Annotated in this window: 15 protein-coding genes; 5 read left to right on the top strand and 10 right to left on the bottom strand. The window is 31.2% G+C overall.

Annotated elements, in window-relative coordinates:
• Window positions 1-14 precede the first annotated feature (14 nt).
• Both LQ609_RS06215 and LQ609_RS06220 read right to left on the bottom strand, forming a co-directional pair.
• Entirely contained in the window at window positions 15-497 is a 483-nt protein-coding gene (locus tag LQ609_RS06215; protein WP_078357061.1) for a DUF456 domain-containing protein, read from the bottom strand.
• A gap of 10 nt (window positions 498-507) precedes the next feature.
• Window positions 508-1719: a sugar efflux transporter gene (locus LQ609_RS06220; protein ID WP_078357062.1), complete on the bottom strand. Its 1212-nt coding sequence runs from the start codon at window positions 1717-1719 to the stop codon at window positions 508-510.
• 134 nt (window positions 1720-1853) lie between these two features.
• On the opposite strand from LQ609_RS06220, the gene LQ609_RS06225 reads away from it, so the two are divergent.
• Complete coding sequence (locus tag LQ609_RS06225; RefSeq protein ID WP_239734449.1) at window positions 1854-2501, top strand: MOSC domain-containing protein; 648 nt, start codon at window positions 1854-1856, stop codon at window positions 2499-2501.
• A gap of 57 nt (window positions 2502-2558) precedes the next feature.
• Here the strand turns inward: LQ609_RS06225 and LQ609_RS06230 are convergent, their stop codons facing one another.
• Entirely contained in the window at window positions 2559-3434 is an 876-nt protein-coding gene (locus LQ609_RS06230) for a LysR family transcriptional regulator (RefSeq protein ID WP_078357064.1), read from the bottom strand.
• 160 nt (window positions 3435-3594) lie between these two features.
• Between LQ609_RS06230 and LQ609_RS06235 the strand changes: the two genes are divergently transcribed.
• The gene (locus LQ609_RS06235) at window positions 3595-4416 is read left to right on the top strand and encodes an undecaprenyl-diphosphate phosphatase (RefSeq protein ID WP_078357065.1); all 822 of its coding nucleotides are present in this window, start codon (window positions 3595-3597) and stop codon (window positions 4414-4416) included.
• A gap of 81 nt (window positions 4417-4497) precedes the next feature.
• Here the strand turns inward: LQ609_RS06235 and LQ609_RS06240 are convergent, their stop codons facing one another.
• From LQ609_RS06240 to LQ609_RS06250, 3 genes are all read right to left on the bottom strand, one after another.
• A complete protein-coding gene (locus LQ609_RS06240; RefSeq protein WP_078357066.1) occupies window positions 4498-5037 on the bottom strand; it encodes a ribonuclease FAU-1 family protein in 540 nt (179 codons plus the stop codon).
• Between the two features lie 203 nt (window positions 5038-5240).
• A complete protein-coding gene (locus LQ609_RS06245; RefSeq protein WP_078357067.1) occupies window positions 5241-7124 on the bottom strand; it encodes a DHA2 family efflux MFS transporter permease subunit in 1884 nt (627 codons plus the stop codon).
• Between the two features lie 12 nt (window positions 7125-7136).
• On the bottom strand, window positions 7137-7784 hold the full coding sequence (locus tag LQ609_RS06250; RefSeq protein ID WP_078357068.1) for an HlyD family secretion protein: 648 nt from the start codon (window positions 7782-7784) through the stop codon (window positions 7137-7139).
• A gap of 209 nt (window positions 7785-7993) precedes the next feature.
• Between LQ609_RS06250 and LQ609_RS06255 the strand changes: the two genes are divergently transcribed.
• A complete protein-coding gene (locus LQ609_RS06255) occupies window positions 7994-8545 on the top strand; it encodes a TetR/AcrR family transcriptional regulator (protein WP_078357069.1) in 552 nt (183 codons plus the stop codon).
• A 153-nt stretch (window positions 8546-8698) separates the two neighbouring features.
• Here the strand turns inward: LQ609_RS06255 and LQ609_RS06260 are convergent, their stop codons facing one another.
• A complete protein-coding gene (locus LQ609_RS06260) occupies window positions 8699-10216 on the bottom strand; it encodes a phospholipase D-like domain-containing protein (RefSeq protein WP_239734450.1) in 1518 nt (505 codons plus the stop codon).
• Between the two features lie 128 nt (window positions 10217-10344).
• Here LQ609_RS06260 and LQ609_RS06265 point away from each other — a divergent pair, with 128 nt between their 5' ends.
• Window positions 10345-11454 (top strand): 5-methyltetrahydropteroyltriglutamate--homocysteine S-methyltransferase, encoded by a 1110-nt coding sequence (locus LQ609_RS06265; protein ID WP_239734451.1) that lies wholly within the window; start codon window positions 10345-10347, stop codon window positions 11452-11454.
• Between the two features lie 64 nt (window positions 11455-11518).
• Here LQ609_RS06265 and LQ609_RS06270 read toward each other — a convergent pair whose 3' ends face one another.
• From LQ609_RS06270 to LQ609_RS06280, 3 genes are all read right to left on the bottom strand, one after another.
• The gene (locus tag LQ609_RS06270) at window positions 11519-12001 is read right to left on the bottom strand and encodes a cupin domain-containing protein (protein ID WP_078357072.1); all 483 of its coding nucleotides are present in this window, start codon (window positions 11999-12001) and stop codon (window positions 11519-11521) included.
• 12 nt (window positions 12002-12013) lie between these two features.
• Window positions 12014-12727, bottom strand: coding sequence for a YebC/PmpR family DNA-binding transcriptional regulator (locus LQ609_RS06275; RefSeq protein WP_078357073.1), 714 nt, complete (start codon window positions 12725-12727; stop codon window positions 12014-12016).
• A 136-nt stretch (window positions 12728-12863) separates the two neighbouring features.
• Complete coding sequence (locus LQ609_RS06280) at window positions 12864-13511, bottom strand: Bax inhibitor-1/YccA family protein (RefSeq protein WP_239734452.1); 648 nt, start codon at window positions 13509-13511, stop codon at window positions 12864-12866.
• A 318-nt stretch (window positions 13512-13829) separates the two neighbouring features.
• Here LQ609_RS06280 and LQ609_RS06285 point away from each other — a divergent pair, with 318 nt between their 5' ends.
• Entirely contained in the window at window positions 13830-14642 is an 813-nt protein-coding gene (locus tag LQ609_RS06285) for a LysM peptidoglycan-binding domain-containing protein (RefSeq protein ID WP_078357075.1), read from the top strand.
• Window positions 14643-14739 lie beyond the last annotated feature (97 nt).

A 14739-nucleotide genomic window follows, 5' to 3' on the forward strand; every position in this document is an offset into this window, starting at 1 on the left:
TCGGGGGATTCTCTTTAAAAGATTATATCAATAAAGAACCATACAACCATAACGAGCATGATTAAGGCTTTGGCTATAGAACTGGTTAAGAAACCAAGTAATGAACCGATACTTGCATTCGTAGCTGCTGAAATATCATTTTTTTGAATCATCTCAGTAACAAATACTAATACGAAAGGTACGATGATGATACCAAATGGTGGAAACACGAAACAACCTATTATTACACCGACTGCTGCCATTGTTTCTCCTAGTTTAGATCCACCGAATTTCTTAACGAAATAGCTATTCATTATGATATCTGAAAGTATCATAAATATAGTAAGTACTACCATTACAGTCCAGAAGATCCACGATAATTTACTTGAATCAATTGCAAAATGATATATAAAATAGCCTACCCATAAAAATAGTACTGATGGAATAATTGGTTTGATTAAACCAACAAAGGCAATTACAAACATTAGTATAATTAATATCCAACTTATTGCTGTCATTATTTTACTCCTAACTTGTTTTAACGTTATTATGTGTTACATGTTCTACTGTAAAAATTAATAATATAAATGCTAATCCTATTGATAAACTTGAAACGAAGAACACATTTCCTAGACCTACTATATCACTCATCACACCACCGAGTAAATTTCCGCCTAGCTGACCTATTACCATAGCGTTAGCAAACAATGTTGATGCATATCCAGGAAACTCTGGTAAAATGTCTTGGAAATAACTGATTCCTAATCCAAGTAAAATTGCTAAGAAAAATGCTAATGCTAATTGACCAATTAACATTGCTTGGAAACTATCAAACACACCTATACTAAAGTAATAACCGAATCCGAATATTGCTCCGACCATAAGTAGTGTCTTAGTTTTAAATTTACTTGCTATAATACCTAATATAATCATGAAAGGTACTTCTAAACCTGCACATAGACTTGCTAAATACCCTACATGCGACTCATCATCTTTCAAATATTCCGTTACATATAAAGGCATATTTAAAGTATACATCCATTGTCCAACATGTAATAAAATAAATGCTAAAAATGGTATCAATAATGTAGGTTCTTTTACTAAGTTTGGAGCTTTCTTTTCAGGAAAGTTTCCAATTGCATTATTGATAATTTTCTTAGGTTCTTTATAAAAAATAATTAATAAAACTAAAACTGTTAAAAATAATGTCATCGTTCCACCAAATAAACCATCATACCCAAATATGCTAAGTAATAATGTTCCGATTAATGGACCAAATAAAAACCCTAATGAAAATGTAGAACGTAGAACAGTATTGGCAAATATACTTCTATCTTTATAAGCAGATTCATTTATAGATTCACGTGCTGAGGCATACATTTGAGGCATTGCAGGTGCAGCAAGCCCTTGAAACATCGCATATAAAGCGATGAACAGCCATATAGTATGTATGTAGAAATAAATCGAGAAACATAACGCCCCCATTATTAAAGCGGTGATGATGAGATATTTACGATTAATTTTTCCACTATCAGAGAATCTTGCAACAATAGAGTTCACAGTAAATGATGCACTAGCTGCAAGCGCCATTAATAAACCGTACTGTCCTTTAGACATCCCTAATTGCTGAGTCGCATACAATACTAAAAAAGGAACCGTTATAGCAATAGCCATTCCTAATAAGCCCATATTAACTGTAAAGAGCTTATAATTTTTTATTTGAAATAATTTCAAAAACATGAATTCACAACTTCCTATATTTTTATTATATGTTTGTACTTTAATGCTAAACACCTATTACGTCAACGCTTAATTGATATATTTATCACAAACATGTAAAATCATTACTAAATATAATTAAAGGGGATATTGTAGTGGAATACAAAGTGAACTATATTTCAATTGGAAAAGTCGAAGATGTGACTTTTAACAATCAAAAGACTAAAAAAACTGCTATTTTTAAAGAACCCTTCGAAAGTAAAATGTATCTTTCAAAAACAGGATTCGTTGAAGATCAACAACAATATAAAGGTCATGGTGGTCCAGAAAAAGCTATTTGTTTTTACAGTAAAGATAACTATGCCTATTGGAATGACATTATAGATCGACTACCCAAATATGCGATTTTTGGTGAAAATATTACAGTGTCTGGCTTAACCGAAAAAGATTTAAATATTGGAGATACTTATCAACTTGGTGAAGCCATCATTCAAGTTTCTTGTCCAAGACAACCTTGTGCTACAATCGCTTTAAGATATGGAATAAAAGATTTAGTCAAACGTATGGCAGACAATTTAAAAACAGGATGCTATTTTCGAGTAATCAAAGAAGGCTATGTATCCCAGAATGATAACATGAAATTATTAAATACATGTAAACCACAACTTTCCATTTATGAGCTTAATGAAACACGTTATAAAGATAGTAGCAATCGTGAGCGCATAGAATATATATTAAATCACAAAGGTATCAATGAAGAAACACGTGATATTTTCAATAAATTATATAAGCGCCTTTCATAAACATAAAGGCTTCAGAAATAAATAGGCTGGGACAAATTAATTGTCTCAGCCTTTCTTTTATTTCTTACCTATTTCAAGTTGATTAATATAATTTTTCAGTACTTCAATGAATGATTTAACTTGTGGTAACTGTAAGACATTATGTTCATAACAAATATAAGTTGATCGTGTAAGTGGTTTACGCATAACATTTAACTTCTTGATTTCAAATTTATCTGTATCTATGTCACCTATTACCAATTCTGGCAATACTGTTACGCCTACTCCATTTAATAAGAGTTCTTTGCATGTAGCTATTTGGTCTACTTTAATTAGTGCGTGGTATTCTTGTTGTAAATAATCGGAATACCACTCTTCAATTTGTTTTAAGTAAATTGGTTCTGCTTGAAACTCAATCATTGGTAATAGATGTAAATCCTGTTTTTTACTTTTCGGATAAATAAAATAATGTTGTTCATTTAGTAAAAGGTCATTTTGAACATTCATCACTTCGTTTCCTCTAACTACCATGATGTGAAAGTCATTTTGATATTGTTTTATATGTTCACTAGAGCCAATTTGTAATTGTATATCTACATTTGGATATAAATGCGTATATTCCCCCATAACTTGTGGAAGAATTGTTTGCCCAATCAACGAAGAAACACCTATTGAAATGCTTCCGTTTACTTCTCCTAATTTCGAACTAATTTTATCTAATAGTAAACGTTCTTCTTTCAACATTTTTCTTGCATGTTCTATGACTAAGGATCCTTCATTAGTTGTAATAAGCTGCTTTTTTGTTCTTATAAAAATGTCTATACCAAAAAAGGTTTCTATAGATTTCAATCTCTGACTGACTGCTGGCTGCGATATGTAGAGAATGTCTGCAGCTTTTCGCAAAGTCTTTACATCTTCTAATGTTACTAATAACTTATAATCATCTACTTTCAAATGACACACTCCTTACTTTCATTTTATTATACCATGATTTAATTCAAGCACCACGACTACAACTTTAGACCGAAATATTAATTTTTTTAATTCTAAAATTGAAACTCTAATTATAATTCGTTATAGTTGAGAATGTACATAAAATAGGAAGGATAAAATCATGAACTTTTTAGAAATTATAAAATATATATTCCTTGGCTTACTTCAAGGAATAACAGAACCCATACCCATTTCTTCAAGCGGACACTTAGTAATGGCACAAGAATTTTTAGGATTACATACTGAAGGATTAACATTTGAAATTGTAGTTAATACCGCTTCATTGATTGCTGTACTTATATTATTCCGCAAAGACATTATCGAATTAATTGTCGACACATTAAAATATATTAAAGGCAATCGTACTGAAACTGTTAAAAAGAATTTTCAACTTGCTATGTATTTAGTAATTGCCACTATACCAGCTGGTGTATTAGGCATTATCTTTAAGGATATAATTGGTGATACTAAAAGTGTAATCATGGTAGGATTTATGCTTATCGTAACAGGTATTGCCTTATGGTTTATTAAAAATAAACGTGGCCAAAAATTAGAAGGTGATTTAACGCTTAAAGATGCCATAATTGTAGGTTTATTCCAAGCTGTTGCTTTAATACCTGGAATTAGTCGTAGTGGTGCCACTATCGTTGGTGCTTTAGGTGTTGGGATGAATCAAAAAACAGCGTTTAAATTCTCATTCTTACTTTATATACCTGTAAGTCTTGGGACGGCTTTACTTGGCGTTAAAGATATTATTGAAACACCTCCAGATACATCACTAATGATTTCATATGCATTTGCATTTGTAGCTTCACTTGTAGCGAGTTATTTCTCATTGAAATGGTTACAAGGTATTATGGAACGTGGTCAACTCGGCATCTTTAGTAAATATTGTTTCGTTGTCGGACCAGTTGCAATAATATTAGCATTAATATTCTTATAAAAATTAAAAAACGGGGATTGCCATTAATAAAAGGCATCCTCGTTTTTATTTATAGATATATCCAATTAAATAGTTGTTTCATTACTTTGCGTTCATAATTTCATGAAAACAATATCTGATTCTCTTTTCAATTCCCTTGAAGTCAGTTTCTAATTTAAACATAATCTCATGTGCCGTTACATATGCTTTATGAAATTGAGCTTTAGATATTTTTTTCTCTTTTAACATTCTTTCTAAATCATCTTCATCAACAAGTTCATATTCACCTGTCTTCGGTATTACTAACACATCCAAACATAAATCTAGCGTTCTAGCATTACCGAGTTGAGTGATATTCCTCAAATTCACATCAAAATAGTATTGTACTGGTCTGTTTTGTTTGTCATACATTACAGTTATACTATACGGCTTTTTCTCTGGCAAGATCTGCATCCATTTATAACCATTATCCGCAGCTGTAATTTCTTTCCCTACAACATTAACCTTTAAAGGTTCCTTCACCTGTACCATTGTAACTAAGCCAACAAGTCCTTTAAAGTGATTCGTATCCAGTACAACTTCTTTATATTCGCGATTAAGGAGACGTCGCCAATGACGTTTGTCAATATACTTAACTTTCACAAGTTACCAACTCCTTTTTTACATTATATAAAAAACTCGCCCCGATTCAAAGCATTCAAGATAGGTTTTCTAAATTAAATTTTTATTTATAAAAAAATACTACAAGAAACATGACGTTTACTTGTAGTATTTTAACAATTAATTTTTAATATATAATTTAAAAATACAAAGCCAATTTATATTTTTAATTCTAGAAATCATTGCTATTCCTTAGATAAATAATGAGATTTATCTTTTAAGAATAAACTTAAGATTAATGCAATAACACTAAATAATGTAGCAATCCAGAAAGCATCGTTGATACCTTGTACAGTTGCTAATTTATTTAAATATTCGATAAGTACAGATTTACCAGCATCATCTCCACCAACTGAATCAGAAAGTGCTTTAACTTGTTCTTGAATCATAGGATTAGTTGAGTCTAAGTTATCTGACATGTTAGCTAAATGAGAAGTCGTATTTTGAGTCATAACTGTTACAAGTATTGCTGTACCAATTGACCCTGCTAGTTGTCTAACAGTATTACTTATTGCATTACCATGCGGAATAAGTCTTTGAGGCAATGAATTCATACCTGCAGTCATAATCGGCATCATTATAAAACTCATACCGAATGAACGTACGATATATATAACTAATATTGTTGTATATGGTGTATCCATATTTAATTGTGTCAGTTCCCAAGTTGCGATTGTCATTATTGTTAAACCAATTAAAGCTAATGGTTTAATACCAAATGAGTCTAACATTTTACCAGCAATTGGACCCATGAATCCCATAATAAGTGATCCTGGTAATAATAATAGACCTGAATCTAAAGGAGAAAAGCCACGTAAATTTTGTAAGTATATAGGTAATAAAATCATACCACCAAATAAACTCATCGTTACAATCACATTGATTAATGTTGTCAATGTAAACCCTGAATATTTCAGTGCAGACATATCAAGCATTGGATTTTTCATTCTAACTTCACGAACAACAAATAATATTGTAAAGATTAGACCGATAACTAATGATAAAGAAACTGTTAATGAAGTCCAACCATCGTTACCCGCTTCACTAAATCCGTATAATAGTAAACCAAAGCCGAGTGTACTGAATACAATACCTGGCACATCAGGTTTAGGATTAGATGTTTGTTGATAAATCTTGAACCAGAAGAAACTAATGATTATAGATACTAATCCGATAGCAAACATACCATAGAACATTATGTTCCAATGATAGTTCTGAACGATCCAACCTGATAACGTTGGACCAATTGCAGGTGCTAAAATAAACGCGATACCTAAAGTACCCATTGCAGCACCACGTTTTTCTGGTGGGAAAATTGTCATAAATACATTTGAACCTAATGGCATTAATATACCAGCACCAATTGCTTGAACGACACGACCTGTCATCATCATTGGGAAGTTAAATGAAATGGCACATACTATTGACCCAATCGTAAATAGAACCATTGCGATAAGGAATAATTTTCTATATGAATACTTACTAATTAAGAATGCACTTATAGGAATTAAAATACCATTTACAAGCATGAACCCTGTCATTAACCATTGACCAGTAGATGCAGAAATACTAAATTCATTATTAATTACAGGCAAAGCTACGTTTAATAATGTTTGGTTTAGTATTGCGATAAACATACCAAACATCATCGCAACTAAAATTTTATTTCTTGAAATGCCTTTACCGTATACGAAGTTAACATGATTTTTCTTAATTTGTTCATTAATTGGTTCATCATCTTTTAATTCCATACCACGGTCTGATAAATCTTCATGTTCTTCATTAGAATCATTTTGTTCATCAGTTTTCATATCGTTAGAAGTCGTTTTCTCCGTCTCTGTTTTAGCCGGTTCATTATCTTCTTCCATCTTTTCAATATGAGTGTGTTTGTTTTTATCGATGTTGTCTTCATCTTTTGATTTCAATTGAGTTTCATCATTCACTTTTGAATTATCTGAAACATCTTTAGCAACTGATTTGCTTTTTTTTCGTTTTACTACAAATGCATTAATTCCAACCCATAAAAGGATTGCAATAATTATATAAGCCACCGTAAAGGTTGATGTCATAATACACCCTCCTTAATTCTTATGGATTCGAACTTCAACATTCATTCCTGGAACAACATTTGTTGATGGCTTAGAATCAAATGTGATTTTCACTGGAACAACTTGTGTCACCTTTGTATAGTTTCCATTACTATTTGATGAAGGCATCATTGAGAAACTTGATGCTGTTGCTAATCCAACTTGAGACACTTTACCTTTAACACTAGCTTCTTGGCCATCAATATAAACGTCAACAGCCTGTCCTTTTTCAACATCTTCAACGTCTGTATCATCAATATTTGCTGTAACATATAAATCATCAAAATTATATGCATATGCAATTGGTGATCCTGCTTGAACTAAACTATCTTCTGTTGCAGAAGTTTTAACGATAGTACTTTTTGAAGGTGCTTTAATGTCCATAGTTTGAGATTGTCCATCTTCACCTTTACCAGAAACTTCTCCTAGTTTATCGCCTTTACCGTACTCTTTACCTTCTTCAGCATCGAAGCTGTCCAAGTTACCTGAAACTGGGCTAGCAATCTTAATTTGCTCACCGTCTACTTTTGCATTTTCTGTCTTTACATAATCTGTTGCTTCACTATAATAATGGAATCCTACTAGTCCGATTGCTACTAAAATTACTATAGTGATAACATTTACAAGCACTATTTTTTTCATTACTCTATTTCCTCCATATTTCAATGATTTGTTTATTATACGTCTCTATGAAAATAAATTAAACCAACAAATTCCAAAAATTTGTCGGGTTAAAATGACAGAAAAGTTAGATAAATATTCATAATATATTCATATTTAAAAGGAATATTAATGTATATTTTCGTCTCTTTTTGTTAAAATATAAGTTATGTAATTATTCGAGGTGAAATATGAAAAAACATGCAAGGCAATTAATCACGAGTAATATGGTTTACTTATTAGAACATTATCATTTTGAAGAAATAACAATAAAAATGTTGTGTGCAGAATGTGGTATTAACCGTTCTACTTTTTATGCACATTTTAAAGATAAATATGAAACTTACGAAGAAATAAAAAGATTCCATATGATGAATTATGAAACTTTAATGGATAATATAGAACGCTCTATTATAGACAATCCTGATGACAGAAGAAAATACGTAAAACAATATTTTACAAATGTATTTTATTATATTGCTAAACATCAAAGATTTTTTACAAGTGTATTTGTTACACATCCTGAGCGAGAACTAATTATTAGTTTTATTTCACTCTTAAAAACTAGATTTGCTAAGTTGATTCATAGTCTTGGTACACTAGAAGAGGTAAACTACTTTCTTGATTACACAGTCGGCGGACAAATAGCTTCTATATATAGCTGGTTGAAAAATGGTTGTGAAGAAACACCAGAAAAGATGGCCGATATTATGTATCGTAATATTATTAAAATCAATAGATAATAAAAAAGAGTAGAAATTCATTGTTAAAATTGAATTTCTGCTCTTTTTTGTTATAAAATCATTTACACTTCTTCCCACTTGTGTGAATATGGATGTCCTTGCTCACACTTCTTTCAACTTTTGTAAATATAGATGTCTCTATCTTTCCAACTATTAAAAACTAGATAATCCAGTTTTTTCTTGAATTCTATACAATACTCTCTTCCACAATGATTCATCTTTAAATTCATCATATTGTGCTGTGATTGTGTATTTTTTATTATCCCATGCTTTATTAAAGTTTTGAGATAGTTTCGTAAATGCTTCGTCATCTTGTTTACCTTTAATTATGATGTCTGTTTCTAAGTTATAATCTTCTATATTTCTACGTGTTAGATTAGATGATCCTAAAATCATCGCAGCATTCTTGTTTTCATGTTGTTCAAACAATGAATATTTTGAATGAAATTGCTCGCCATTACTTAATGCCCATTTTACTTTAATATTCCCTTTTGAACGATTTACTAATTCACTTGCTACAGGTTTATTTGGTACGCCTGGTTTTTCTTTGCCAAAAGCTTCTTTATTAATATCTAAAATAAGCTTTATTTGCACATTTCTTTTTGATGCTTTAATAAGTTCGTTGATTACATCTCTATCGGATAAATAAAACATGCCTATCGAAATTCGATCTTTAGATTGTGATTTTTTTATATTTTTAAGAATTTGTTCTTTAATTTTTCCTTCAGTAGCTAGTTGCACTGAGTATGTTGCATCATCACGCCAACTATTATTGTTAATCTTAAAGTCACTCGCTGAATATTGTGCACCGCTCATATTTGCTACGGCTATTTCGGATTTAATGATTGCATTTTGAATGGGTCCTGTTACTCTTACACCAACATTTTGATGATATCCACTCGGATCATGTGGATTACTTGATAAGACCATACCGTGCTTTTCAGTTACAAGTGTCTTTCTATGGTTTGCTTTCATATTTAGTATTTTTAAATAGCCTCTTACTGTAACATCAGGACCTTCACTGCTTAAAGGATTATTTAATTTACCATTTTCACTATTTCCAAACCATTGAAAGAACGTTCTATAAGTTCCTGAATAGATTGGATTAGAATCCCTCAATTTACTTAGATCAGTGTAATGGACATCTATGTTGTTTGCTTTTAAAGCCTTAATATTTCTCGGTGTATAAGAACCATAGAATGAATTAATCGGATCCGTAATGACAATAATTCTAATATTTGGATTCTCTTTCTTTTTAGCAATGAGTGATTGAGTTAATCGATGCGTTATATTTGGATATGTTTTATCTCCAGTTTTGTAATTATTAAATAAAAACATGTCCATAATAATAAAGTCATTAGCTTCATTTATTGTTTCATTAACTTTATCAAATATTTCATGTTCATAATGCATTTTATTATCAGATTTATAAGTGACATCTGTTAATAATTCAACATGATTCGTTTTAGTTTCAGAACTTATTTTGGAAACTCCGTGAGGTAAAGTTTTAAACACATGAAAAATACTTACGACAATAACAAGCACCACTAATAAGCATACAAGCCATAATAAATGCTTTTTTTGAAATTTATTTTTCTTTTTATTATTTTTCTTTTTCCTTTTTACTGAATTACTTTTTTTCTTTTGATTTTTTTTTATTTTATTAGCCAAGTGTTTAATTCACCCCTTTTATTCTAATTATACCAAAATTTAATTGACACCGATGTATTACTTTGTTAATTTTAATTAATATCAAATTTTTCAGAATTTTTAGAGTATATACATAGGAGTGAAGTAAATTGACAGAACCATTAAGACCTTTCCGTGCTGATCATGTAGGCAGTTTATTAAGAACAGAACCATTAAAAAAAGCACGTCAACAATATTTAGAAGGTGAAATTCCGGGAACTGAATTAAAAAAAGTTGAAGACCAAGAAATTGATAAAATCATCGAAAAACAATTAGAAGTCGGATTAAAAAGTATAACTGACGGAGAGTTTCGTCGTTCTTACTGGCATTTTGATTTCTTAGAGAATTTAACAGGTATTGAAGATTACGAACCAGAAATCGGGCTAACTTTTAATGGTGTAGAAACTAAAAAGCATGATGTAAAAGTTGTAGGTAAAGTGAAATTTAATCCAGAACACCCACACTTTGAACATTTTGATTATTTACACAAAAAAGTAAATGGTAGAGCTGCAAGCAAAGTTTCTATTCCAAGTCCTAATCAATTATTCCATCCAAACATTTTAAATCAGGAAATTTATCCAGATATTTATGAATATGCTAAAGATGTATCAGAAGCTTATCGCCAATCTATACTTAAGTTCTATGACCTAGGCTGCCGTTATTTACAAATTGACGATGTATATTGGGCTGGGTTAGCTGCAACAACACAACTAATTAAGAATAGAGAACGTACTGCAGAAGAAAAAGAAGAAGCTATTAAACTAGCAGCAAAAGTAGTCAATGATGCATTAGCAGACTTGCCGGAAGATTTACTTATCACAACTCATATTTGTCGTGGTAACTATCAATCATCGTGGGCAATAACAGGTGGTTACGAGCCAATCGCTAAAGATTTATTCACTGAGAAATTACAAGGTTTCTTCCTAGAATATGACGATAACCGCTCTGGTGACTTTGAACCATTAAGACATTTCAATAGAGATGATGCTTATATCGTTTTAGGTCTTTTCACTTCTAAGACAGGCGAATTAGAAAATAAGCAAAATATTTTAGACAGATTAGATGAAGCTACTAAATATGTTTCAAAAGAACAATTGTGTTTGAGTCCACAATGTGGATTCGCTTCAACAGAAGAAGGTAATATCCTTTCTGAAGAAGATCAATGGAAAAAATTATCTTACGTTATTGAAACTGCAAAAGAAGTGTATGGAGAACTATAATAATCATAAAAACGTCCAATTCGTATTATACGAATTGAACGTTTTTCATTTTATTAATAATAGATTACTTAATAGATTCAAATGCATATTTTTTAATTGCTTCTTCATGTTGTGGATACTGTTCTAACAATTCATCTTGTGTGAAAAGTTCGAATTTCTCAAACTGAAAGCCTGGTGAACACATACACCCTACTAGTGCATAGTCATTGTCTCCTTCAACTGTAGAAGCGAATATAACGCCTTTAGGTACTAACGCTTGCAATACATCGCCTTTATCAACATGAGGTCCGACGTTAACTTGTTCATACTTTCCATCTGGATGTATCATATGCACTGTCAACGTTTGACCTGCATGATAATACCACACTTCATCTGATTGTATTCTGTGAAAATGAGATATATTGTTCTTTTCTAATAAGAAGTAAATACTTGTATATAAAGCGTTATGATCACTTAGTGTTTGTTCTGATTTAATGACTTCTTTATAATATCCACCTTCAGGATGAGGCATTAAATCAAGCATATTAATCCATTTATCTTTATTCATAAGCACTCCTTATTATAAATCTACATTATGAAATACTTGTTGAACATCTTCTAAATCTTCAATAGCATCTACTAACTTTTCAAAAGTATCTTGATCTTCTTCTGATAAAGTTACTTCCGATTGAGCAAGCATTGATAGTTCAGCAACTTCAAAATCTTCTACGCCATTTTCTTTAAGAACATTTTGAACTTGTGAAAATTGATCAGGTTCTGCATAGACAATTGTTAACTCTTCTTCTTCAACAACATCTCTTACATCTAAATCTTCTTCTAATAAAAGTTCAAAAATTTCATCAACAGATTTTCCTTTAAATGCAAATACAGCAGTATGATTAAACATGTATGCAACTGATCCAGACACACCCATATTGCCGCCATTTTTACCGAATGCTGCACGAACATCACTAGCTGTACGGTTTACATTATTAGTTAATGCATCAACAATTAGCATTGAACCACTTGGCCCAAATCCTTCATATCTTAGCTCATCATAATTTTCTTCTGATCCACCTTTAGCTTTTTCAATGGCTTTATCAATAATATGTTTTGGAACAGAATAAGTTTTAGCTTTTTCTAATACAAATTTAAGATTTTGGTTTGATTCAGGATCTGGTTCACCTGATTTAGCAGCTACATAAATTTCACGGCCAAATTTAGCATAAATTCTACTTGTATTTTTATCTTTTTGGGCTTTTTTATCTTTAATATTATTCCATTTACGTCCCATAATTCCATCTCTCTTTCAAAGTGAGTTATTTAACATACTTATTATACAATATTGATCTAATCTGGCAAAGTTTACAGGTCAAAAAATAATAAGCGACTGAGACATTTAATTTGTTTCAGCCGCTTTAGTAACTATTTTAATCTTTAATAATACTTGCGAGTCGTAATATGTGCATAATGATATTAAGAAGATTGATAAATAAATTGAATCCCATTTCCCTTGGAGAAAAATTGCCTAACTTCATACGGTTAAAGTCGTAAACAGTATATAGTAAGAATAAACCTATACCAATTACTGATAATACTGTATGAAAAATTGGGTTATTCAAAAATAAACCTAAAAGACTCGCAAAAATAAGTGCAATTAATGTAACGAATAAATATTCACCTAAACCTGATGCATCATCAATCATAAAATAACCTAAAATTCCGAATGCTGCGAATGCACCAATAGCTAATGCAATATTTCCATAAAATGCTTGAGTTCCTAATGTGCCTAAATAATACATAAAGGAAGTATATGAAATAATACCTATTAAGAAAGCAAAGACATTTGATATAAGACCGCTAAATTTTCTAGATGATTTTACAAATAGTGTGAGCATTATAAGTACAAATAATCCTATCGTTATTGGAAGATGTAATGCCGGTGGTACAAATTGACCTAAATAAGTTCCAATACCAAAAATCACCCAATAGTATAAGAAATATAGCCAAGTTTTTCTAATTGCTGAACCATGTGTGTCATCAGCTTGATATGATCCATAATTATGTTCATAACTCATCCATAATCATTCCTTTTTTATAAGTAATACCAACATTTTACATGTTATAACGCTATATATCAATTGTGAGGTCTCTACATAATTGTAACATTTAGTTCACATACATAATTTACCATATTGCATTTGGATACGCTCACAACACGTTTTAGTGAGTTAAATTTTTATTATAAAAGCGTGTTCTAATTATTGTGTTTTTATTACAAAGTGATTACAGACAGTACATGTAATGTTATTTTTGTTACCATTAAATCTATCGAAGGATTTATATATATTAGTATTCTGTTTTTATATTTTTTAGATAACGAGGAGGATAAGCCTTTGAAAAAATTTGCATTCGCAGTAACAGCAGTTTCAGGTGTTGCAGCTATAGCAGCTCACAACGATGCAGAAGCATCAACTCAACACACTGTAAAAAATGGTGAATCTTTATGGATTATTGCAGACGAATATGGTGTGTCTGTTGATCAACTGAAATCTAGTAACAATATTTCAGGAAACATGATTTTCCCAGGACAAGTCATTACTGTAAACGGAAGTAGTTCAGCTGGAGGAAGTGGCTCTCAAGAAAGTACAGCAACTTCAGGTTCTACATACACAGTTAAAAATGGTGATTCATTAGATGTAATCGCTCAACAACACGGTGTTTCAGTTGACCAACTTATGAAATCAAATAATTTAAAAGGTTATATTATCTATCCAGGTCAAAACTTAAAAATTGCTGGTGGAAGTGGTAGCGATACAGCAACTGCCCCATCTAACAATACGCAACCATCTCAAACTGGTGGTAGCCAATCGTTCAATGACCAAAACTTATATGACTGGGGACAATGTACATATTACGTATTTGACCGTAGATCACAAGCTGGTAGTGCAATTAGCACTTACTGGGGAGATGCAAAATATTGGGCTGGCGCTGCACAAGCTGACGGGTTCCGTGTAGATAGCACACCTGCAGTTGGTTCAATTATGCAATCTACAACTGGACAATATGGTCACGTGTCATACGTTGAATCTATTAATTCAGATGGTAGTTTACTAGTTTCAGAAACTAACTACAATACAGCACCTGGTGTTACTGATTATAGAACAATACCAGCTTCTCAAGTTTATAACTATTCATATATTCATTAATATTTAAAAAGCCAGTTCACATTGTGAACTGGCTTTTTTGTTTGTATGTAGGTACAGTATCATATGGGTGAATCGCATGATATCTCAATAGTCTTCG

It is taken from the genome of Mammaliicoccus sp. G-M28 (assembly GCF_022386595.1).
GTDB lineage: Bacteria > Bacillota > Bacilli > Staphylococcales > Staphylococcaceae > Mammaliicoccus > Mammaliicoccus fleurettii.